The following is a 21,125-nucleotide window of genomic DNA, read 5'->3' as shown; positions in this document are numbered from 1 at the left end:
ACCTCAGGCGGGGATCTTGCGGGGGGCGAAGGGACGCACCGCCTCGGCGATGGCGCGGATATGCTCGGGCGTGGTGCCGCAGCAGCCGCCGACGACATTCACCAGCCCCTCGCGGGCGAACTCGGCCACTTGCCGGGCGGTGTCCTCGGGGCCTTCGTCATACTGGCCGAAGGCATTCGGCAGACCGGCGTTCGGATAGGCGCAGATCCGTGTGTCGGCGACGGCCGACAGCTCCGCCAGATGCGGGCGCATCGCGGCGGCGCCAAGGGCGCAGTTCAGCCCCACGGTGAAGGGCTGCGCGTGCTGCACCGAATACCAGAAGGCGGTCGGCGTCTGGCCCGAGAGCGTGCGCCCCGAGGCGTCGGTGATCGTGCCCGAGATCATCACCGGCAGCCGCGCGCCGTGCTCGGCGAAGGCCTCGAAACAGGCAAAGATCGCGGCCTTGGCATTCAGCGTGTCGAAGATCGTCTCGATCAGGATCAGGTCCGAGCCGCCGGCGATCAGGCCGCGGATCTGTTCGCCATAGGCGCGGCGCAGGTCGTCGAAGGTGACGGCGCGATAGCCCGGGTCGTTCACGTCGGGGCTGATCGAGGCGGTGCGGTTGGTGGGCCCGACGGCGCCGGCGACGAAGCGCGGCCGGCCATCCTCGGCCTCGGCGCGGTCCATCGCCCGGCGGGCAAGGCGCGCGCCCTCGCGGTTCAGATCGAACACCTTGTCCTCCATGCCGTAATCGGCCTGCGCGATGATGGTCGAGGAGAAGGTGTTGGTCTCGACGATATCGGCGCCGGCGCGGGCATAGCGCAGGTGGATCTCCTCGATCGCCTCGGGCTGGGTCAGGATCAGCAGGTCGTTGTTGCCCTTCTGCGGTTTCTCCGAATGGATGTGGCAGGCGCAGGCGCCGCCACCGCAGCCGGTGTAATCCTCTTCGCTCAGGCCGAGGCTCTGGATCTGCGTGCCCATGGCGCCGTCGAGGATCAGGATGCGCTCGCGGGAAAGCGCCTCGAGGCGGGCGAAGGCCTCGGTGCGGGGCAGGCGAAGGTTGATCATCGGCGTCGGGCCTCCTTGCAAAGCAGCAAAGACCCTACTGCGCCGGCAACCCGCGCGCAAATTCATAATTTTCGTAAAGATTATGAATGAAATTGAAGTTCGGGGTCAGTCGAGCGGCTTGCCCTCCGCCTTCAGGCGCCGCAGCCGGCGGATGTCGATGCGCCACTCGGCGATGCAGCGGGCGACGCCCTCGCGCACCGCGGCGCCGATCGCCTCGCCAAGCGCGGTGTGCAGCCCGGCATGCGGCAGGGCGGGGCCGGTCTCGCGCGCGGCGATCGCGATGCAGTCGGTGCCGGTGCCGGTGGCAAGGCCGGTGGGCAGCTCGATCGCCGCCTCGATCACCGCCGCGGTGCGGGCCTCGGTGGCGATGCTGAGCGCCTCGAAAAGCGCGGGTTCGGTCAGCGCGGCATGGACCTGCACCGCAATGTTGATCGTGCCCCAGTCCATGCCGGCCCAGTCCTGCCGCCGGCCCACGGCCTCGGCATTCGACAGGCCCGCGGTGGTCAGCGCCTCGACCGTCACGCCCTCGATCTCGGCGCGGGTCAGGGCATGGGCGCGGATGTCGCGCGAGGTGAGCAGGCCGACGGCATCGTTGCCACCGTGCGCCGCCATCTCGCGCGCGAGCCAGGGCGTGACGTCCAGGTCGGCGGGCAGGTCGGCGTTGCGCACCTCGCGCCACCAGATCGCCGGGGCGCGGATCAGCCCGCCGTTGTGCACGGCCCAGCTCAGCACCCGGTGCGGCGCACCGAGATCGGCGCAAAGCCAGGGCCGGTCGCAGGTGACGATCATCGCGCGATGCGGCCGAGCGGCTGGAAGATCAGCCCCTCGGGTCCCTCGGAGAGATGTGCGCGGATGCCGAAGGTGCCGGCGAGCAGCGCCTCGGTCAGCACCGCGCGGGGGGCGCCATCGGCAACGATCCGGCCCGTGTCGAGCACGATCAGCCGGGTGCAGTGCCGCGCCGCAAGGCCGAGGTCATGGAGCGAGGCGAGCACCGTGCCGCCCTCGGCCGCAAGCCCGGCAAAGAGCGTCATCACCGCAAGCTGCTGCTCGGGATCAAGCCCGGCGGTGGGCTCGTCGGCCAGCAGCAGCGGCGCCTCCTGCGCGAGGGCGCGGGCGAGCAGCACGCGGGCCTGCTCGCCGCCCGAAAGCTCGGTCGCGCGGCGCGGCCGCAGCGGCGCAAGGCCGAGCCGGTCGATGGCGCGGGCGACGGCGGCGGTGTCTTCGGGCCGGCGCCCGGGACGGCCAAGCGCGACCAGCGTCTCGACCGGCATCGGCCAGGCGATCTCGCGGCCCTGCGGCAGGAAGGCCGCGGCACGGGCGCGCGCGGCCGGCGGCAGTGCGGCAATCGAGGAGTGCCCCTCGGCCGGCAAGAGCCCAAGCGCCGCGCGCAACAGAGTGGTCTTGCCCGCGCCGTTCGGGCCGAGCAGGCCGACGAATTCGCCCTCGGCCAGCGTCAGCGAGATGTCATGCAGCACCGGGCGGGGGCCGCGGCGGGCGGTCAGATGCTCGAGGACAAGGCGCATCACAGCCCCTCCTGCCGGGTGCGCACGATCAGGTGCAGGAAGAAGGGCGCCCCGACGATCGCGGTCAGCACGCCCAGTTTCAGGTCGCGATCGGGGGCGATCAGGCGCACCGCGACATCGGCCGCCAGCACCACAGCCGCCCCGCCAAGCGCCGAGGCGGCGAGCAGCCGGCTGGGCCGCGCGTCGCAGGCGCGGCGCAGCAGGTGCGGCACGACGAGGCCGACAAAGCCCACGGCGCCGGCAACCGCGGTCGCGGCGCCGACCATCAGCGCCGCGGCAAGCACGGTCAGCAGCCGCAGCCGGCGCAGGTTCACCCCCATCGAGGCCGCGGCATCCTCGCCCAGCGTCAGCGCATCGAGGCTGCGCGCGGCGGGGATCGCCAGCAGTGCGCCAAGGCCGAGGAAGGGCAGCGCCAGCTGCACATGCAGCATCGAGCGGTCGGCAAGCGAACCCATCATCCAGAAGATGATCTCGTTCGCGGCGAAGGGGTTGGGCGAGAGGTTCAGGATCAGCGCGGTGGTGGCGGTGGCCAGCGACGAGATCCCGATGCCCGCAAGGATCAGCGTCAGCGTCGAGCCGCGCGGGCCCGACAGCAGCAGCAGGACCGCGACCGAGGCAAGCGCGCCCGCAAGTGCGGCAAGCGGCAGGGCCAGCGCGAAGGCCGCCGAGACCCCGGTCTGGATCGCCAGCACCGCGCCGAGCGCGGCCGAGGAGGAGGTGCCGATCAGCCCGGGCTCGGCCAGCGGGTTGCGCAACAGCCCCTGCAGCAGCGCGCCCGACAGCCCGAGCGCCGCGCCGATCGCCGCGCCGAGGATCGCGCGCGGCAGCCGGACCTCGCGCATCACCAGCGTCACCGCCTCGCCCTGACCATGGATCAGCGCGGCGAGGCTGTCCGACAGCCCGATCGCCGCCGGGCCGACCAGCAGCGAGGCGAGGAACAGCAGGGCGCCGGCAAGGCCGAGCGCGGCAAGAAGCGCGGGATAGGGCAGGCGCATGGTCACTCCGTCAGGCCGTCGCGGGCGGCACGCAGCGCCCGCACGGCGCGCAGAACATAGGGCGTTCCGCAGATCCAGTCACGATCCGCCATCGCCGCCCGCGCCGAGGCGGTGCCGAGCGCGGCGAGCGCGGGGTGGTCGAGCACCTCTTCCGAGCGCGAGGCGCCGGGATAGCGCTGCCCCGAGACGATGAGATCGGGATGGGCGAGGATCAGCACCTCGAGCGGCAGGGTGCCGCCGATGCTCAGCCCCGCCTCGGCACCGACATTGCGGAACCCGGCGGCGGCGAGGATCTGGCCCGAAAGCGTCTTGTCGCCCAGAGAATAGCTGTTGGCGTAGTAGAGCGCGGCGCGCGGGCCGGTGGCGGGATCGGCGCGCAGCGCGGCAAGGTCGGCGTCGAACTGTGCCACCATCGCGCGGGCGGCCTCGTCACGGCCAAGGGCGGTGCCCATGGCGAGGATCTCGGCGCGCACCGCCGCCATGTCGGAGGCGGGGGCGAAGGTCTCGACCGGCACGCCAAGGCGGCGCAGCAGACCCGTCGTCGCCGGGCTGGTGAAGGTGCCGGCCAGCACCAGATCGGGGCGCAGCGAGAACACCTCTTCGGCAAGGCCGTGGTTCTCGGGATAGGCCGCGGCGCGTTCGGCCATCGCCGAGGCGAGCGGGTCGCGGGCGAGGTTCGACACCGAAACCAGTTGCCCGGGCGCGGCGAGCAGCATCGCGAGCTGGTCGGTGCACAGGTTGATCGACACCACCCGCCGCGGCATCTCGGCCGCGGCGGGTGGCGCCAGCATCAGCGCGGCGGCAAGCGCAAGCGCCCGCCAGCCCTTATGCCGCTCAGAACGACGCACGAAGCCCGACGTAGAAGGCGCGGTCCGAGGTGCCATAGCCCTTGTTCGTCTGGTATTCCTTGTCGAACAGGTTCTCGACCCGCAGATAGCCGCTCCGCCCGGCGCCGAAGTCGTAGCTGAGCGAGGCATTGACCACCGCGTAATCCTCCATCCCGTCGGGCCGGTCGGCGACGTAATGCACCGACATGTCGCCCGAAAGCGCCTCGGTGATCGCGCCGGTCGCGGTGACGGTCAGGTCATGATGCGCGACCGCGGCCCAGCCGGTCGAGACCGAATTGTCGGTATAGGTATAGGCCGCGGCCAGATCGAGACGCGGCGAGACCCGGTAATGGCCGGCAAGCTCCAGCCCCGAGCGGCGCGAATGCCCCGGCACCTGGGCATAGCAGCCCCAGGCCTGACCGCAGGCGGTGGCGGCGTAATCCCAGCCGATCAGGTCCTTGGCGTCGAGATAGAAGGCAGTGGCGCGCAGGCTTGCGGTCTCGCCCCAGCGTTTCTCGATGCCGATGTCGGCGCTCTGGCTGTCCTCGCGCTTCAGCTCCGGGTCGCCATAGACGCTGAAAAGCTCGTAAAGCGAGGGGGCGCGGAAGCCGTTGCCAAGCGAGGCGCGCAGCAGCAGGTCGTCCTGCAGCCGGTAGACCGCCGCGATCCGGCCCGAGGTGAAGCTGCCGAAATCGCTGTGGGTGTCGTGGCGCAGCGAGAAGGTCAGGTCGAGCTTTTCCGCCGCGGCCCAGTTCAGCTCCCCGAAGACGCCGTTGGTGCGGGTCGAGGCGCTGCCGGATTTCTCCTTGGTGGTGTCGGCGCCGAAGGCGAGCCGCGCCGTGGCGCCAAGATCGGTCGCGCCCTGATAGCCGAACTTGGTGCGGGTGCCGTCGAACGGGTCGCACCAGCCGTTCGAGCACGATTGCCGGTCGCTGTCGAACCAGGTCGCCTCGAGCGTGTTGGCGACGGTGCCGGTGACGAAATCGGCGAAGACACGCGCGCCCTTGCTGTCGCGGGTGGAATAGTCATCGCCCGGCGTGCCGGCGACGTCGCCTTCGTAATCGTCGAACGCGCCCCGGCTCTTCTCGGCAAAGCCATTCGCGCCCAGCGTCAGCCCGTTCGCGAAGGTGTACTGGCCGAAGAAGCTGAGCCGGTTGGCGCGATAGCCGTCGGCCTCGTAATTGCCGTCGTTCTCGTCGCGGGCCGAGAAGCCATGCGTCGAGATATGCGAATAGGTCAGCGCGGCCTCGGCATTCTCGGTCTTGGTGGCGACCGAATAGCTGAACTTGCGGGTGGCATATTGCCCGTATTCGGCGGCGACCGACTGCTCGGTGCCAAGTTTCGTCGCGCGCTTGGTGGTGATGTTGATCACCCCGGCCACCGCCTGCGAGCCGTAAAGCGCCGAGTTCGAGCCCTCGAGCACCTCGATGCGGCTGACATCGGCGGTTGAGAGCGTGCCGAAGTCATAGGCGCCCTGGGTCGCGGCGGGGTCGCCCACCTCGATGCCGTCGACCAGCACGGGGATGTATTGCGCCGGTGCGCCGCGCAGATAGAGCGAGGCGGTGGTGCCGATCGGGCCCGAGCTGTTCACCGAGATCCCGGGCAGGCGCGCGAGGTAATCGGCAACGCGGGTGTCGCCGGCCTGCGCGAGCGCGTCGGCGGTGACGACGGTGACGGTGGCGCCGGTGCGGTCGGTGCCGGTGGCCTCGAGATTGGCCGAGACGGTGATCTCGTCGAGTGCGGTGGTGTCCTCGGCGCCGGCGGGCTGCGCGGCGACGAGGGCGGTGGTGAGAAGCAGCGAGATGCGCAGCGGTTGCATGCGGAACTCCCTCAGGACGGGGCAGGGCCCCTTGTGACACGAAATCTGACGGGAGATCCCGCAGACGGCGACAATCACCACTGCGGATGGCCGCTGACCTGATGCGCCCCGCATCGGACAAGGGTGAGTGCCGCGGCAGGTCTCCTGGCTTGCGGGTCTGGGCTCGGACGGGCCTTCCCGGGGGATCGCCCCAGTGGCAGTTACCGTCTTCGCTCGCCGCTTACAGTTGCGGGGGCAGCTGCGGCATTGCCCGAAGGCGCACCGCATTCCCTTTTCATCCGGACTTTGGGCCCGGAACCGAGGCGCGTTCGTCTTGCGCGATCGGGGGCGGCGCTGTCAAGCGCCCGTGAGCCGGTGCGAGCGCCGGGTGAGCCGGCGATGCGGAAATACCGCAGGGCAGCGGGCGGGCGGATGCCGCGGCGGCGGCACCACGAAAAAGGGGGCCGCGCGGGCCCCCTTGGTCTGTCGCCGCAGGCTGCGGCCTCAGGACTGCAGCTCCATCGCCCGCGCCCGGTCGCGCAGCACGAATTTCTGCACCTTGCCGGTCGAGGTCTTCGGCAGCTCGCCGAACACCACCGTCTTCGGCGCCTTGAAATGCGCCATGTTCTGCCGGCAGAAGGCAATGAGCTCCTTGTCGCTCACCTCCGAGCCCGGGCGCAGCTTGACGAAGGCGCAGGGCGTCTCGCCCCAGCGTTCGTGCGGGCGGGCGACGACGGCTGCCTCCATCACCTCGGGGTGCTTGTAGAGCACGTCCTCGACCTCGATCGAGGAGATGTTCTCGCCACCCGAGATGATGATGTCCTTCGAGCGGTCCTTCAGCTCGATATAGCCATCGGGATGCATCACGCCGAGGTCGCCCGAGGCGAACCAGCCGCCGGCAAAGGCCTCGTCGGTGGCGGAGGGGTTCTTCAGATAGCCCTTCATCACGTTGTTGCCGCGCATGAAGATCTCGCCCATCGTCACGCCATCGGCCGGCACCGGCTCCTGGGTGTCGGGGTTCGCCACCATGATCTCTTCCATCGCGTGGTTGCGCACGCCTTGGCGCGCCTTGAGTTTCGCGCGTTCGGGCAGCGACAGCCCGTCCCATTCCTCGTGCCAGGCGCAGGTGACGCCGGGGCCGTAGGTCTCAGTCAGGCCATAGCCATGGGTGACGTCGAAGCCGAGCGCCTCCATCTTCTCGATGATGATCGCGGGCGGCGGGGCGCCGCCGGTCAGCACCTTGACGCCCTTCTGCAGGCCGTCCTTCATTTCGGCCGGGGCGTGCACCAGCATCGCGAGCACCACCGAGGCGCCGCAGAAATGGGTGACGCCCTCTTCCTTGATCAGCCGATAGATCGGCTCGTCGCGCACCGCGCGCAGGCAGACCGCGACGCCCGCCGAAGCGGCGATGGTCCAGGGGAAGCACCAGCCGTTGCAATGGAACATCGGCAGCGTCCACAGATAGACCGGCCGGTCCGCCATGTGCCACGACACGACATTCGCGAGCGCATTCAGATGCGCGCCGCGGTGGTGGTAGATCACGCCCTTCGGGTTGCCGGTGGTGCCCGAGGTGTAGTTCAGCGTGATCGCGTCCCATTCGTCATCGGGGCGGATCCAGCGGAAATCGGCGTCGCCCTCGGCGAGCAGCTCCTCATAGCCGATCTGGCCGATCTTGCGCGCCGCGCCGAAGGCCGGGTCGGTGATGTCGACCACCAGCAGGTCGCGCGGACGCGCGATGTGCACGGCGCGGTCGACGATCTCGGCGAATTCCGGATCGACGAAGATCACCTTGCTTTCGGCATGGCTGAGGATGAAGGCCACGGCCTCGGCATCGAGACGAGTGTTGATCGCGTTCAGCACGGCGCCGGCCATCGGCACCGAGAAATGCGATTCGAACATCTCGGGGATGTTGGTCGCCATGATCGAGATCGTGTCGCCCTTGCCGTAGCCGCGCTTCGACAGGGCCGAGGCCATCTTCAGGCAGCGCGCATAGGTCTCCCCCCAGGTGCGGCGCACGCCCTCGTAGACCACCGCAAGCCGGTCCGGATAGACCTTGGCCGAGCGGTCCATCAGGCTCAGCGGCGTGATCGGCAGATAGTTCGCCGGGGTCTTTTCGCCCCCGATGTTGTAGATGTTGTGCTCCATGGGTCCTCCCTTGGGGTGGCCGGGCAGGGCGCCCGGCCGCAGGTTGTCTGATCAGGTCCTCAGCGGCTTGCCGGTCTCGAGGATGTGCTTGATGCGGGCAAGCGTGAGCGGCACCTGCATCATCTCGACGAAGGCGCGGGCCTCGAGTGCGCGCAGGTCCTCCTCGGCCAGCTCGCCGCCGAGCGGGCCGCCGGTGATGACCGAGGCGATGTGCGCCTGCACGGCGAGATCGGCCGCCGAGAGCTTGCCCGCCGCCACCATCTCGCGGCGCGGCGCGAGGATCGCCTCGGCCTCCTCGGCACCGCCGGTGGTGATCCGCTCGGGCGCCAGCGCCTCGTAGCCGTCGATCATCGCGAGCGCAGTCTGCATCGCCGCGCCGATCCGGTCATCCGTGTGCATCACCACCTGCGTCGTCGTGGGATCGAGGAAGCCAAGCGTCACCGCCTCGCGGGCCGAGCCCGCCGGGCGCGGCTGGGTCAGTGCCGCGAAGGCCTTCGCCGCGCCAAGCCGCGCGGTCAGCCGGGTGCAGCCGCCCCAGCCCGGCAGGATGCCAAGCGTGTGTTCGGGCAGGCCGATCTTCGCCTCGAGATGCACGACGCGGGCCGAGCAATGCAGCGTCAGCTCGCAGCCGCCGCCGAGCGTGATCCCCTGCACCGCCGCGACCGAGGGCACCGGCGCCTGCCGCAGCAGCGGGTAAAGCGCATGGCCGCGGGCGATGAAGCCGCCGATCGCGTCCCAGTCCGCGCTCTCGATCATCTCGACGAAGCGGGCGAGGTTGGCGCCGGCCGAGAAGGCGCGCGGGTCGTGGTTGCCGACCACCAGCGCCTTCACCGCGCCGCCCATCCGGCCCAGCGTCTCCTCGATCATGTCGAAGACGCCGTCGTCGACCGCGTTCATCTTGGTGGTGAGTTCGAGGCAGCCGACGCCATCGCCCAGATCCCACAGGCTCGCCGAGGCATTGCCGGCAAGCTTCGCGCCCGCCGCCTTCGCCCGGTCGAGCGGGTCCTGCGCCGCGGCGTCCTTCACCACCGCGGGCATCGCCGGCAGGTTCAGCGCGGCGCGGCTGGCGGCATCGAGGCTCTGGGCGATGGCGAAGGGACCCTTGCGCCAGGCAAAGCCAAGCTCCAGCGCCGCATCGAGCGCGGCGGGGCCGGTCGAGATCTCGGCGACATGGGCCGCGGCATAGCGCAGCACCTCGCCCAGCACCTCGCGCGCATAGGCGCCAAGCTTGCCCTGATCGGCGAGCAGCGCCGCCAGATCCTTGCCGCCTCCGGGCACCGCCACGGTCTGCACCGCGCGATACTCGCCGGTTGCCGGGTCGATCACCTCGCGGCTGCCATCGGCGGCCTTGCGGTAGAAGCCCGCGCCCGACTTGCGGCCGAAGCGACCCTTGGCGATCATCTCCCTGACCAGCGCATTCGCCGGCAGGTCGAAGCGGTTGATCGCGTCGCCGGCGGGCAGCTCGCCCATCAGCGAGCCCCAGATGCTCGGGATCATGTCGACGCCGACCAGATCCGACAGGCCGAAGACGCCGGTGCGCGGGATGCCGAAGGCGGTCTGCACGGCGTCCGCCTCCTCGATCGTCAGGCCAAGGCGCAACGCCTCGACCATGGCGATCGACATCCAGGTGCAACCGATGCGGTTGGCGATGAAGCCGGGGGTGTCGCGGCAGTCGATCACCGTCTTGCCGAGCACCGCGCGCCCGGCCTTGCGGATGAAGGCCTGCGCCGGCCCGCCGTCCTCGGCGACCAGCTCGAGCAGCGCCATGTGCCGCGGCGGGTTGAAGAAATGCGAGATCGCGAAGCGCGATGCGAACTCGGCGCCGAAGCCCTCGGTCAGCAGCTCGCGCAGGATCGTCGAGGTGTTCGACGACACCACCGCGCCCGGCGCCAGCAGCGGCGCGATCTTGGCGAAGAGCGCGCGCTTGACCTCGAGGTTCTCGATCACCGCCTCGATGATCCAGTCGGCCTCGGCGACGCGGGCGATGTCATCCTCGACGTTGCCGGGGCGCACCAGTGCCGCGGGGCCCGGGCCGGCGAAACCGCCCGCCTTCAGCTGCGCGGCGATGCCCGCCTCGGCGCGGGCGTTGCGGTTGCCCTCGGCCGGGATGTCGAGCAGGTCGACCGGAACGCCGGCGTTGGCGAATTGCGCGGCGATGCCCGCGCCCATCGAGCCCGCCCCGATCACCACGGCGCGGCGGCATCCGCTCGTCGTCACGCCCCAGGCCTGCGTCAGTTCCGTCATCTTCGTGCCTTTCTCGTCATGCCCCGCGGGGCCGTCGGGACCGGGCGGGGGCCGCTCCGGTCGTCTGTCTCGGGGCCGGGGGACGGTCCGGCGGCGCCTTGCGCAGGGCGGCCTTCCGCGTGCGGAAGGCGGCCGGCCGCTGGCCCTGAGATCCGGTGACGGGTCCTCCCGTGCGCAGCCCGGGCCCCTCCGACCCCGGCTGCATCCGGCACTAGCTCATGCAGGTGTTGCGCAAGTTTTGTCGAATTGTATCGAAATGTGACGCGCGGCGCTTCAGGCTTTTGAACGGGGCGGGGGATGTTGCATGCTGGCCGCGGTGGAGGAGAACCGATCGGAATCGAGATGGACAACAGACCCGTGCGCCCCGGCCTGTCGGTGCCGCTCGAGGAGGCGCTGAATGAACTCGAGGAGGGCTTTGCCGTCTTCGACGCCGAGTTCCGGCTGCTGGCCTGGAACCGGCGCTTTCTCGAGCTGCACGACCTGCCCGCGGCGCTGGCCTTTCCGGGGGCGGCGTATGAAAGCTTCGTGCGCTGCTTTGCCGAGCGCGGCGATTATGGCCCGGGCGATGCAGCGGTGCTGGTGCGCGGGCGGATGGCCGGCGCGCGGCGCGCCGAGCGGATCCAGATCGAACTGGCCAAGCCGATGGACCGGGTGATCGAGGCGGTGGGGCGGCCGCTCGCGTCGGGCGGCTATCTGTCGACCTGTGCCGATGTCACCGCCCGGCGCAACCGCGCGGTGCAGCTCGAGGCGCAGGTCGAGGAGCGCACCCGCGCGCTGCGGCTGAGCGAGGAGCGTCTGGCGCTGATCGCCGACGAGGTGCCGGCGGGGATCGCGCATTTCGACAGCGAGCTGCACATCCTCTATGCCAACCGCCGCTTTGCCCGCGCCTATCGCCGCAGCCCGGCCGAGATGATCGGGCTGCACGCGACCGAGGTGCTGTCGGCCCGCACGCTCGGCGAGTCCGAGCGTTATTTCGAGCAGGCCCGGCGCGGCGCGCTTGTCGATTTCGAGATGCGGGTGGAGCTGCCCGACGGCCGGATCAAGGACATCCGCACCCTGCTGCGGCCCGAACGGCCGTCGTCGGGCGAGGTGATCGGGTTCTATCTGCTCTCGATCGACGTCACCCGGCGCAAGGCGGCGATGGCGGCCTTGATGGGGGCGCAGAAGATGGATGCGCTCGGCCGCATGGCCTCGGGCATCTCGCATGATTTCAACAACCTGCTGACGGTGATCCTGGGCAACCTGCTGCCCCTGTCCGAGGAGATCGGCGAGGGCGAGCTGAACCGCGAGTTCCTTGCGCCGGCGATTGCCGCGGCACGCCGTGGCTCGGCGCTGACGCAGCGGCTCCTGACGCTCGCCCGGCGCGAGCAGTTCGCCCCCGAGCCCACCGACATTCCGGGGGCGGTGGCCGAGATCTGCACGCTGCTGCGCGCCTCGATGCCGCGCAAGCTGGTGATCGGCACCGAAAGCGCGGCCGAGCTGCCGCCGGCGCTGGTCGACCGTTCGCAGCTCGAGATGGCGCTCTTGAACCTTGCGATGAACGCCCGCGATGCGACCGGCGGGGCGGGGCAGATCCGGATCGAGATCGCGCCCTACGACCTGCCGCCGCAGGAGGCGGAACTGCTCTATCTGCCGGTCGGTCGCTATGTCCGGCTGCGCTTTTCCGACGACGGTTGCGGCATGTCGCCCGAGCAGGTCGAGCGGATCTTCGAACCGTTCTTCACCTCGAAGGCGGCCGGCGCCGGTTCCGGGCTTGGCCTCTCGATGGTCTATGGTTTCGTCAAGCAGTCGAATGGCGCGATCATGGTCGAGAGCGCGCCGGGCGCGGGGAGCTGCTTCACCATCCTGCTGCCCAGCGTCGGGCTGGCCGCGCTGCCGCCCGCGCCGCTTGCGCTGCCCGCCCCCGAGCCCGCGCCCGAGGAGGAAAGCCCGCCGCTTCTGCTTCTGGTCGAGGATGACCGCGACGTGCGCCGCACCCTGCGCCGCAAGATCGCCGCGCTTGGTCATCCGCTGATCGAGGCCGACAGCGCCGACGAGGCGAAGCTGCTGATCCAGCGCATCGGCGCGATCGCGGTGGTGATCTCGGATATCGACATGCCCGGCACGCTCGACGGGTTCGGTCTGGCACGCTGGCTGGCGGCCGAGCGGCCGGGCACCGGCGTCGTGCTGATGAGCGGCAAGGCGGGGCTTGCGGGGCAGGCGGCGGCCGAGCTGCCGGGGCTGCCCATCCTGCGCAAGCCCTTCACCGATGCGGCGCTGGCCGCGGCGCTTGCCACCGCGCGGGCGCAGGCGCGGGCCCCCCAGCCGGCAAGGAGAGACTGATGCCCCTGATCTACCTGCTCGAGGATGACCTCGACATCGCCCGGCTGATCGAGCGCACGCTGAGCCAGCAGGGCTATGCGCTGCGCAAGTTCCGCCGTCTGGCCGAATTCGAGCGCGAGGTGCGCCGGCAATTGCCCGACCTGTGCCTGATCGACCTGTCTTTGCCCGATGGCGACGGGCTTGGCCTGCTCGGCTCGGGGCTGTTGCCGCGTTCGGTGCCGCGGGTGGTGGTGACCGGCCGCGGGTCGGTCACCGACAAGGTGATCGGGCTCGAGATCGGGGCGGATGATTACATCACCAAGCCGTTCGAGCCGCGCGAGCTGGTGGCGCGGGTGCGCGCAGTGTTGCGCCGCGGCACGCTCGCGCGGGAGGAAAGCGAGGCGGCGGCGCATGCGCAGGCGCGCTTCGGCGGCTGGGTGGCGAACCTGACGGCCTGCACGCTCGTCGGACCGGCGGGGCAGCAGGTGGCGCTCAGCTCCTCGGAAACCAGCCTGCTCGGCGCCTTCCTGAACGCGCCGAACCGGGTGCTGAGCCGGGCGCAGCTGCTGGATGCCACGCGCGGGCGCGCCGACGAGCCCTTCGACCGCTCGATCGACGCGCGGGTGTGCCGGCTGCGCCGCAAGCTCGAGGACGACAGCCACGCGCCCGAGCTGATCCGCACCGTCTATGGCGCCGGCTACATCCTGACGAGCGATGTCGACTGGCTGTGACGCGGCTCAGCGATAGGCGCGCAGATAGTGGTTTTCGAACATCCGCTTGAGCCAGTGCAGTGGCTTCAGCGCCGGCAGCACGATGTTGACCTTGCCGCGGCGGAACACCAGCATGCCGCGGTCGAGGCTGTCCATGATGCACACGAGCTCGGCCTCGAAGGTGGTCTTCGGCGCCTCGCCCTTCAGCGTCGCGGCGATGTTGGCGGCGGCGGCCTTCGCCTGCAGGTCGGCCTGATGCGCCTGTTTCGGCATCCAGTCCGGCCCCGGGAAGCTGCCCGCATCGCCCGCGACCCAGATCCCGGGCAGGTCCGCCACCCGGCACAGCTCGTCGGCGCGCACCATGCCGCCCGTTGAGAGCGGCAGATCGGCAGTCGCGAGCCAGGCCGGGCCGGTCATGCCGGGCTGGAACAGGATCAGGTCGGCCACGATCTCGCCGCCCTCGGTCACCACCTTCGCAGGCTCGATCCGCACCATCTTGTGGCCGAGATGGGTCTCGACGCCGCGCTTCGCCATCTCCTTCAGGATGCCGTCCACCGCCTTTTCGCCAAGGCGCTGGCCGGGGCGGGGCGAGGGGCTGAAGAACACCAGCCGGAACTTGTCGCGCCGGCCCTCGCGGCGCAGCAGCGTGTCGAGGATGAAGAGATATTCGAACATCGGCCCGCCGCGCATCGCGCCCGGCTCGTTCGGGTTCGTCGCCATGCCGATCGCGATGGTGCCGCCCTCCATCGCCTTCAGCCGCACCGCGATCTGCTCGGCGGCAAGGATGCCCTCGCAGGGGACGATCGCGTTCTCGATGCCGGGCAGCTTGCGGATGAAGCGGCCGCCGGTGGCGATCAGGATCTGATCGGCCATGATCGGGCCGGCGTCGGTCTCGACCACCTTCTCGGCGGCCTTCATGCCGGTGACCGAGGCCTTGACGTGCTTCACCTGGTGGCGGGCGAAGAAGGCGGCAAGCGGCAGGCGCAGCGCGTCGCCCTGGCGCAGCCCGGCCGGGATCCAGATCGAGGAGGGCAGGTAATGCAGCTCTTCGCGCGGCGAGACGACGGTGATCTCCGCATCAACCTTCTGGCGGCGCAGTTCGCGAACGGCGGTCAGGGCGGCAAAGCCCGAGCCGAGAATGGCAATTCTGGTCATGTGCTGGATCCGGGCTGAAATATTCGATGTCTGGAATGTAACTTTGCCGCAGCGCAGAAGCAAGCGCGGCGTCGTGGCGCGGGGGATCAGCGGCGGCGCAGGGCGCGCGGCGGGATGCCGGCGCGGGCGCGCAGCTTTGCCACCACCCGGCGCGAGACGGTGATGCCCGCCTGCGCCAGCGCCTCGGTCAGTGCGCCGTCGGTCAGCGGCGCGCTCGCGGGTTCGGCGCCGACCAGCGCGCGGATGCGGGCGATGACGGCGGGGCCGGCCTCGGCGGTTTCGGACTGGGCGACGGCGCGGCCGAAGAAGGCCGCCAGCGGCTCGGTCCCGCGGGGCGTCTCGGCCGAGCCTGCGGCGACCATCCGGCTCACCGTGCTTTCATGCAGCCCGATCGCCGCGGCGACGGCACGGCGGGTCAGCGGGCGCAGCGCGGCGGGGCCGTCGCGCAGGAAGCCCGGCTGCTCGCGGGCGAGTGCCGCGCCAAGCGCCAGAAGGGCGGCATTGCGCCGCTCGACCGCGGCAATCAGCGCCTGCGCGGCGCGGCGCTCGCCCGCCGGGCCGGTGATCGCGGCAAGGGTCAGGCGCGGCGCGGTCTCGCGGTTCAGCCGCACGGCCCAGCCCGGGCCCTCGGGGGCGAAGACGAGATCGGCGATGCGGGCGCGGGCGGGGGGCGTGGCAAAGCCCGCGGCGGGGCGCGGGGTCAGACCGCGCAGCCGGGCGAGCAGCGGCGCAAGCGTGTCGGGCGCGAGCCCGGTGGCGCGGGCGAGTGCCGAGGGGCCGCCCTCGGCCAGCGCCGGCAGCGCGTCGAGCAGGCGGCGCATCTCGGGCGCGATCGGACCTTCCTCGGCCAGTTGCAGGGCGAGGCACTCGGCAAGCGAGCGGGCGAACAGCCCGCGCGGCTCGATCCGCTGGAGCTGCGCCAGCACCGCCTCGATAGGCGCGAGCGGCAGGCCGAGGCGGGCGGCAATCGCCGGCGTCGGCGTCGCCAGAAACCCCTGCGCATCGAGCGCCTCGGTCAGCGCCAGCGCCACCGCGCGATCGGCAGCGGCGGGGACGAGGCCCGGCAGGCATTCGAGCACATGGGCGATGAGCGAGGGCCCCTCGTCGGCGATCTCGACATCCTCAAGCGACGCGGTCCGCGGCAGCTCGAGCCGCAGGAAGGGGTTCTCGGCCGCCGCCTCGCGCAGGCTTTCGCCCAGATCGAGGTTCGACAGGCCGAGCAGGCCGATCGCGCGCACCAGATCCTGGCTGAGGGTCAGCCGGGTCTGCTGGCGCAGCGCGATGTCCTGACGCAGCTTCATCCGTGCGCAATCTCCTCGCCGCGCAGCACGCGGGCAAAGCCGCGGGCGATGCGCTGCTGATCGAGCGGGCCGGCGAGCGAGGCGATCGCCGCCGCGTGCAGATCGTCGGCCAGCCGCACCCCGTCGGGCGGGGTGATCAGCGCGCGCAGGAAGTCGAGGGTGAACTCCGGGTGGACCTGCGACGAGATCGCCGGGAAGTCGGTGTAGAGAAAGCTGCCGTTCGGCGAGGCGGCGGTCGAGAACAGCCGCTCGGCCCGCGGCGGTGGCACCATGACCTGATCCTGATGGATCGAGAGCGCGGGCAGCGCGCCCGGCCCGAAGACCGCAGCCCCCGTTGCGCTCAGCGCGTGGTCATGCCGGCCCACCACCCAGCCGTCGGGCGACTTGCGCACCGCGCCGCCGAAGGCCTGCGCCATCACCTGATGGCCGAAGCAGACGCCGGCGAGCGGCACCCGCGCCGCGGCGATGCGCTGCAGCCCGGCGATCAGCGGCGCGATCCACGGCCGGTCCTCGTAGACGCCGGCACGCGAGCCGGTGACGAGGAAGGCGTCGAAGGCGGTCAGCGCCTCGGGCACCGGCTCGCCCTCGGCGATGAAGACGCGGGTGAAGCGCGCCTCGGGCAGCACGGGGGCAAGCCAGCGCGAGAACATGTCGGCATAGCTGCCGTGGACGGGCTCGAAGGCGGGGCCGGTGGTGTCGGTCTCGAGAATGCAGATCTTCATGGGGTCCTCGGAAGGGGCGGGGGAGGGCCCCCGCCCGTTGCTTTCAGCTCAGTTCGATCCAGACGGATTTCGTCTGGGTGTATTGCGTCAGCGCCTCGAGGCACTTGTCGCGGCCGTTGCCCGACTGCTTGAAGCCACCCCAGGGGGTGGTGGCATCGCCCGCCTCATAGGCATTGACCCAGACGATGCCGGCCTCGATCTCCTGCGCGAAGCGATGCGCGCTTTTCAGGTTCGAGGTCCAGATCGCCGAGGCGAGGCCGTAGATCGTGTCGTTCGCAGTGGCAATCGCGTGGTCGAGATCGTCGACCGGGATGATCGAGGCGACCGGGCCGAAGATTTCCTCCTGCGCGATGGTCATCTTGTTCGACACCTCGGTGAAAAGCGTGGGCTCGACATAGCAGCCGGCGTTGAACCCCGCCGGCACGCCGCCGCCGAAGGCAAGCTTCGCCCCCTCGGCCTTGCCTGTCTCGATGTAGCCGAGCACCCGCGCCTGCTGTTCGGGGGTGACGAGCGGGCCCATGGTGGTCGCGGGGTCGAGCGGGTTGCCCGGCACATGCATGCCCTTCGCGGCCTCGGTGAAAAGCGCGACATACTCGTCATAGACCTTGCGCTCGACCAGGATGCGCGAGCCGGCCGAGCAGACCTCGCCCTGATTGCCGAAGATGCCGGCGACGCCGAAGGTCGCGGCCTTCTCGAGATCGTCGCAATCGGCCAGCACGATCTGCGGCGACTTGCCGCCGCATTCGGTGGTGACGCGCTTCATGTTCGACTGGCCGGCATAGACCAGCATCAGCTTGCCGACCTCGCCCGAGCCGGTGAAGCCGATCTTGTCCACATCCATGTGCAGCGCGAGCGGCTTGCCGGTTTCCTCGCCAAAGCCGGTGACGACGTTGAAGACGCCGGCGGGGCCGCCCGCCTCGCAGAAGAGCCTGGCGAGCAGCAGCGCCGAGAGCGGCGACTGTTCGGCCGGTTTCAGCACCACCGAGTTGCCGCAAGACAGCGCCGGGGCCAGTTTCCACGCCGCCATCATCAGCGGGTAGTTCCACGGCACGACGATGCCGCACACGCCGAGCGGCTGGCGCAGGATGTAATGCAGCGCATCGGCGCGGGTATTGGTGACGACCCCCTCCATCTTGTCGATGGTCTCGGCGAAGAAGCGGATCGTCATCAGCGAGCCGGGAATGTCGATGTTGAGCATGTCCGAGATCGGCTTGCCCATGTCGAGCGTGTCGAGAAGCGCGAAATCCTCGGCGTGTTCCTCGATCAGGTCGGCGAAGCGGCGCATCACCGCCATCCGGTCGGTGGGCGCCATGCGCGACCACACGCCCGACTTGAACGCCTTCTTCGCGCTCGCGACGGCGCGGTCGACATCCTCGGCGGTGCCGCGGGCGAGCTCGGCCACGACCTCGCCGGTGGCGGGGTTCACGGTCTCGAACTTGCCGCCCTTCGCGGCATCGACGAAGGTGCCGTCGATGAACAGGCGGGTGTCGGGTTTCAGCGTGGCGGCGCGCGCCTGCCAGTCTTTCAGCGTCAGGGTCATTGGGGAACCTCCTGTCATTTCTGTTTGGTGTCGCGGGTCGAGACCACCGAGACGACGATCAGCACCAGCGACAGCAGAACGATGATCGTGCCGACGGCGTTGATCTCGGGCGTCACGCCGCGGCGCAGGGTCGAATAGATGTACATCGGCAGGGTGTTGTCGCGCCCGGTCAGGAAGAAGGTGACCGGGATCTCGTCGAAGCTCAGCACGAAGCTCAGCATGCCGGCGCCGAGGATGGCGGTGCGGATGTTGGGCAGCGTGATGTCGATGAAGCTGCGCCAGGGCGAGGCGCCAAGATCGAAGGCCGCTTCCTCGAGCGATTTCGGCAGCCGCTGCAGCCGGGCATAGACCTGGGTAACGACGACGCCCAGCAGCGCCGTGGCATGGCCGAGGATCACCGTCTCGAGGCTGAGCGGGAAGCCGATCAGCTTGAACATGTTCAGCATCGAGATGCCGGTGACGATGCCGGGCAGGGTGATCGGCAGCAGGATCAGGCGGCGGAACACGGTCTTGCCGGGGAAGCTGACCTTGTGCAGCGCGAGTGCCGCCGGCACGCCGACGCAGAGCGTCAGGATCGTCGCCCCGGTCGCCACATAGAAGCTGTTGCGGATCGCGGCGAGCAGGTCGCCGTTCGAGGCGAGCTTGACGTACCAGTCGAGGGTGAAGCCCGACAGCGGCCAGGTCAGCGAGCGCGAGTCGTTGAACGAGAACGCGATCAGCACCCAGATCGGGATGTAGAGAAACGCCATCAGCGCCGCGACGAAGGTCATGAAGGCGGTGTCGGCGCCGTAGCGCGAGACGAGGTTGGGGGTGCGGCGTGTCATGTCAGATCCCTCCCGTGGCGCCCTTGCGCTCCATCCGGTCGCTGAGCGAGACGATGGTCAGCACGACGACCAGCATCACGATGGCGAGCGCGGAGCCGAGCGGCCAGTTCAGTGCGGCGCCGAATTGCGTGGCGATGACATTGGCGATCAGGTTGCCGTCCGGCCCGCCCACCAGGAAGGGCGCGATGAAGTCGCCAAACGACAGGCAGAAGGTCAGCGTCGCCCCGGCCGCGATGCCCGGTGCCGAGAGCGGCAGCGTCACCGTCCAGAAGCTGCGCCACGGCCCCATGCCGAGATCGGCCGCCGCCTCGGTCAGGTTCACGGGGATCTTCTCGAGCGCGGTGTAGATCGGCATCACCATGAAGGGGATGAAGATATAGGTCAGCGTCACCACCATCGCGAACTGGTTGTAGAGGAAGATCGAGGAGGGCTCGTCGATCAGGCCGATCGACTGCAGGAACGAGTTCAGCACCCCCTCGGTGCCGAGGATCGTCTTCCAGACATAGGCGCGCAGCAGATAGCTGACCCAGAGCGGCGCGATCACCGCCATGTAGAGCCAGGTGCGCAGCTTCGCCGAGCGGCAGCGGAACACCAGCCAATAGGCGAAGGGATAGGCAAGCAGCAGCGAGGCCACCGACACCAGCACCGAGATCTTCAGCGTGCGCAGCAGCACCAGCACATATTGCGGGTCGGTGAAGAGGGTGAGGTAATTGCCGAACTGGAAGGCCGGCATGAAGGTCGGGTATTTCTTCACCCAGAACGAGAAGGTGACGATGATCCCGTAGGGGAGCAGCATGAAGAGGGCGATCCAGAGCAGCGGAATGCCCAGCACCATCACCCCCGAGAGGTTGCGGCGGGCGCGGTTCACGGCGTGACCTCCCCCTCGAAGACGAAGACGTTGTGCGGCGCGACGGCAAGGCGCAGGCTTTGCCCGAGCGGCGGCACGGCGCTGAGCGCGAGCCGGTCGGGAAGCAGGCTGTCGGTATAGACCCGGCTGCCGTCCGCAAGTTCGACCGCAAGCCGCAGGCCGAGCCCGTAATAGATCACCTCGGCGACCCGGCCCTCGATCACGTTCTCGGCGGTTTCGCCCTCGGCGAGCAGGCGCACCTTCTCGGGGCGGCAGCCGGCGGTGACGATGCTGTCCGCGACCAGCGGCGCATCGACGATCGCGCTCAGCCGGCCGCCGCCGATCTCGATCTCGGCGCGCTCACCCTCGCAGCGGATGACGCGGCCGGGCAGGAAGTTGGTGGTGCCGATGAAATTCGCGACATAGGGCGAGGCGGGGTGGTCATAAAGCTCCTGCGGCCGGCCCTGTTGTGCGATCCGGCCCTTCTCCATCACCACGACGCGGTCAGACATCACCAGCGCCTCGGTCTGGTCGTGGGTGACCATGACGAAGGTGATGCCGACCTTCTCGTGCAGGTGCTTCATCTCGATCTGCATCTGCTCGCGGAGTTTCGCGTCGAGCGCCGAAAGCGGCTCGTCGAGCAGCAGCACCTTCGGCTCGCGCACGATGGCGCGGGCAAGGGCGATGCGCTGGCGCTGGCCGCCCGAGAGCTGCTGGGGACGCAGCTTCACCTTGTCGAAGAGGCCGACGAGCTTCAGCGCGTCATGCACCTTGGTCTCGATCTCGAGCCGGCCGAGGCCCTTCACCTTGAGGCCATAGCCGACGTTCTCGCCCACCGTCATGTGCGGGAAGAGGGCATAGTCCTGGAACACCATGTTGACCTCGCGCTTGTAGGGCGGGTCCCAGGTGACGTCCTTGTCGGCGAGGCGGATGGTGCCGGCGGTGGGCGTCTCGAAGCCGCCGATCATCCGCAGGAGCGTGGATTTCCCGCAGCCCGAGGGGCCGAGCAGCGTGACGAATTCGCCGTCCTCGACCGTCAGCGAGACATTGTCCACGCCGATGATCGTCGGGCTGTAGTGTTTGGAGATGTTCTCCAGTTCGATGATTGCGGCCATGTCGCCTTTCCCTGAAACGCGGCGCCCGGGC

At 69.9% G+C, this 21,125-nt stretch carries 17 protein-coding genes and 1 riboswitch; of the genes, 2 read left to right on the top strand and 15 right to left on the bottom strand.

Features of this window, described 5'->3' with window-relative positions; translation table 11 throughout:
- Positions 1 to 3: 3 nt before the first annotated feature.
- The 8 genes from EOW66_RS02730 to EOW66_RS02695 form a co-directional block, all read right to left on the bottom strand.
- Positions 4 to 1,047 carry a homocysteine S-methyltransferase family protein gene (locus EOW66_RS02730; RefSeq protein ID WP_128154615.1) on the bottom strand — a complete coding sequence of 348 codons (1,044 nt, stop codon included), beginning with the start codon at positions 1,045 to 1,047 and terminating at the stop codon, positions 4 to 6.
- Between the two features lie 105 nt (positions 1,048 to 1,152).
- Positions 1,153 to 1,836 carry an adenosylcobinamide amidohydrolase gene (locus EOW66_RS02725; protein WP_128154613.1) on the bottom strand — a complete coding sequence of 228 codons (684 nt, stop codon included), beginning with the start codon at positions 1,834 to 1,836 and terminating at the stop codon, positions 1,153 to 1,155.
- Positions 1,833 to 2,573: an ABC transporter ATP-binding protein gene (locus EOW66_RS02720; RefSeq protein ID WP_164881002.1), complete on the bottom strand. Its 741-nt coding sequence runs from the start codon at positions 2,571 to 2,573 to the stop codon at positions 1,833 to 1,835. Before EOW66_RS02720 ends, EOW66_RS02725 begins: the two co-directional genes overlap by 4 nt.
- Positions 2,570 to 3,559 (bottom strand): FecCD family ABC transporter permease, encoded by a 990-nt coding sequence (locus EOW66_RS02715; protein WP_128154773.1) that lies wholly within the window; start codon positions 3,557 to 3,559, stop codon positions 2,570 to 2,572. The genes EOW66_RS02720 and EOW66_RS02715 overlap by 4 nt, the downstream gene beginning before the upstream one ends.
- Before the next feature lie 8 nt (positions 3,560 to 3,567).
- A complete protein-coding gene (locus tag EOW66_RS02710; protein WP_239017479.1) occupies positions 3,568 to 4,356 on the bottom strand; it encodes an ABC transporter substrate-binding protein in 789 nt (262 codons plus the stop codon).
- 43 nt (positions 4,357 to 4,399) lie between these two features.
- Positions 4,400 to 6,211: a TonB-dependent receptor plug domain-containing protein gene (locus EOW66_RS02705; RefSeq protein ID WP_164881001.1), complete on the bottom strand. Its 1,812-nt coding sequence runs from the start codon at positions 6,209 to 6,211 to the stop codon at positions 4,400 to 4,402.
- A gap of 117 nt (positions 6,212 to 6,328) precedes the next feature.
- A riboswitch (cobalamin riboswitch) is annotated at positions 6,329 to 6,528 on the bottom strand.
- Positions 6,529 to 6,694: 166 nt separating this feature from the next.
- The gene (locus EOW66_RS02700; RefSeq protein WP_128154607.1) at positions 6,695 to 8,335 is read right to left on the bottom strand and encodes an acyl-CoA synthetase; all 1,641 of its coding nucleotides are present in this window, start codon (positions 8,333 to 8,335) and stop codon (positions 6,695 to 6,697) included.
- A gap of 51 nt (positions 8,336 to 8,386) precedes the next feature.
- Positions 8,387 to 10,579, bottom strand: a complete 2,193-nt coding sequence (locus tag EOW66_RS02695) for a 3-hydroxyacyl-CoA dehydrogenase/enoyl-CoA hydratase family protein (protein ID WP_128154606.1) — start codon at positions 10,577 to 10,579, stop codon at positions 8,387 to 8,389.
- Positions 10,580 to 10,921: 342 nt separating this feature from the next.
- Here EOW66_RS02695 and EOW66_RS02690 point away from each other — a divergent pair, with 342 nt between their 5' ends.
- Both EOW66_RS02690 and EOW66_RS02685 read left to right on the top strand, forming a co-directional pair.
- Positions 10,922 to 12,901 carry a hybrid sensor histidine kinase/response regulator gene (locus EOW66_RS02690; protein WP_164881000.1) on the top strand — a complete coding sequence of 660 codons (1,980 nt, stop codon included), beginning with the start codon at positions 10,922 to 10,924 and terminating at the stop codon, positions 12,899 to 12,901.
- On the top strand, positions 12,901 to 13,611 hold the full coding sequence (locus EOW66_RS02685; RefSeq protein WP_113899180.1) for a winged helix-turn-helix domain-containing protein: 711 nt from the start codon (positions 12,901 to 12,903) through the stop codon (positions 13,609 to 13,611). Before EOW66_RS02690 ends, EOW66_RS02685 begins: the two co-directional genes overlap by 1 nt.
- 6 nt (positions 13,612 to 13,617) lie before the next feature.
- Here EOW66_RS02685 and EOW66_RS02680 read toward each other — a convergent pair whose 3' ends face one another.
- The 7 genes from EOW66_RS02680 to EOW66_RS02650 form a co-directional block, all read right to left on the bottom strand.
- A complete protein-coding gene (locus tag EOW66_RS02680) occupies positions 13,618 to 14,745 on the bottom strand; it encodes an NAD(P)/FAD-dependent oxidoreductase (protein WP_128154603.1) in 1,128 nt (375 codons plus the stop codon).
- An 86-nt stretch (positions 14,746 to 14,831) separates the two neighbouring features.
- Positions 14,832 to 16,046: an RNA polymerase factor sigma-54 gene (locus EOW66_RS02675; RefSeq protein WP_128154602.1), complete on the bottom strand. Its 1,215-nt coding sequence runs from the start codon at positions 16,044 to 16,046 to the stop codon at positions 14,832 to 14,834.
- Entirely contained in the window at positions 16,043 to 16,768 is a 726-nt protein-coding gene (locus tag EOW66_RS02670) for a type 1 glutamine amidotransferase (RefSeq protein WP_128154600.1), read from the bottom strand. Before EOW66_RS02670 ends, EOW66_RS02675 begins: the two co-directional genes overlap by 4 nt.
- A gap of 43 nt (positions 16,769 to 16,811) precedes the next feature.
- The gene (locus tag EOW66_RS02665; RefSeq protein ID WP_128154598.1) at positions 16,812 to 18,308 is read right to left on the bottom strand and encodes an aldehyde dehydrogenase; all 1,497 of its coding nucleotides are present in this window, start codon (positions 18,306 to 18,308) and stop codon (positions 16,812 to 16,814) included.
- Between the two features lie 14 nt (positions 18,309 to 18,322).
- Positions 18,323 to 19,132 (bottom strand): ABC transporter permease, encoded by an 810-nt coding sequence (locus EOW66_RS02660; protein ID WP_128154596.1) that lies wholly within the window; start codon positions 19,130 to 19,132, stop codon positions 18,323 to 18,325.
- Position 19,133: 1 nt separating this feature from the next.
- Positions 19,134 to 20,000: an ABC transporter permease gene (locus EOW66_RS02655; protein WP_206363658.1), complete on the bottom strand. Its 867-nt coding sequence runs from the start codon at positions 19,998 to 20,000 to the stop codon at positions 19,134 to 19,136.
- Entirely contained in the window at positions 19,997 to 21,094 is a 1,098-nt protein-coding gene (locus EOW66_RS02650) for an ABC transporter ATP-binding protein (RefSeq protein WP_128154595.1), read from the bottom strand. Before EOW66_RS02650 ends, EOW66_RS02655 begins: the two co-directional genes overlap by 4 nt.
- Positions 21,095 to 21,125: the final 31 nt, after the last annotated feature.

Source organism: Paenirhodobacter huangdaonensis, assembly GCF_004022465.1.
In the GTDB taxonomy this organism is placed as follows: domain Bacteria; phylum Pseudomonadota; class Alphaproteobacteria; order Rhodobacterales; family Rhodobacteraceae; genus Rhodobacter; species Rhodobacter huangdaonensis.
This window is presented reverse-complemented; position numbering and strand designations above follow the sequence as displayed.

Excerpts from the sequence above, each read along its gene's own strand:
- EOW66_RS02675 (WP_128154602.1), bottom strand. The coding sequence starts at position 16,046 with ATGAAGCTGCGTCAGGACATCGCGCTGCGCCAGCAGACCCGGCTGACC.
- EOW66_RS02730 (WP_128154615.1), bottom strand. The coding sequence starts at position 1,047 with ATGATCAACCTTCGCCTGCCCCGCACCGAGGCCTTCGCCCGCCTCGAG.
- EOW66_RS02670 (WP_128154600.1), bottom strand. The coding sequence starts at position 16,768 with ATGAAGATCTGCATTCTCGAGACCGACACCACCGGCCCCGCCTTCGAG.
- EOW66_RS02695 (WP_128154606.1), bottom strand. The coding sequence starts at position 10,579 with ATGACGGAACTGACGCAGGCCTGGGGCGTGACGACGAGCGGATGCCGC.
- EOW66_RS02685 (WP_113899180.1), top strand. The coding sequence starts at position 12,901 with ATGCCCCTGATCTACCTGCTCGAGGATGACCTCGACATCGCCCGGCTG.
- EOW66_RS02725 (WP_128154613.1), bottom strand. The coding sequence starts at position 1,836 with ATGATCGTCACCTGCGACCGGCCCTGGCTTTGCGCCGATCTCGGTGCG.
- EOW66_RS02710 (WP_239017479.1), bottom strand. The coding sequence starts at position 4,356 with ATGCTGGCGCCACCCGCCGCGGCCGAGATGCCGCGGCGGGTGGTGTCG.
- EOW66_RS02690 (WP_164881000.1), top strand. The coding sequence starts at position 10,922 with ATGGACAACAGACCCGTGCGCCCCGGCCTGTCGGTGCCGCTCGAGGAG.
- EOW66_RS02660 (WP_128154596.1), bottom strand. The coding sequence starts at position 19,132 with ATGACACGCCGCACCCCCAACCTCGTCTCGCGCTACGGCGCCGACACC.
- EOW66_RS02650 (WP_128154595.1), bottom strand. The coding sequence starts at position 21,094 with ATGGCCGCAATCATCGAACTGGAGAACATCTCCAAACACTACAGCCCG.
- EOW66_RS02665 (WP_128154598.1), bottom strand. The coding sequence starts at position 18,308 with ATGACCCTGACGCTGAAAGACTGGCAGGCGCGCGCCGCCACGCTGAAA.
- EOW66_RS02705 (WP_164881001.1), bottom strand. The coding sequence starts at position 6,211 with ATGCAACCGCTGCGCATCTCGCTGCTTCTCACCACCGCCCTCGTCGCC.
- EOW66_RS02680 (WP_128154603.1), bottom strand. The coding sequence starts at position 14,745 with ATGACCAGAATTGCCATTCTCGGCTCGGGCTTTGCCGCCCTGACCGCC.
- EOW66_RS02700 (WP_128154607.1), bottom strand. The coding sequence starts at position 8,335 with ATGGAGCACAACATCTACAACATCGGGGGCGAAAAGACCCCGGCGAAC.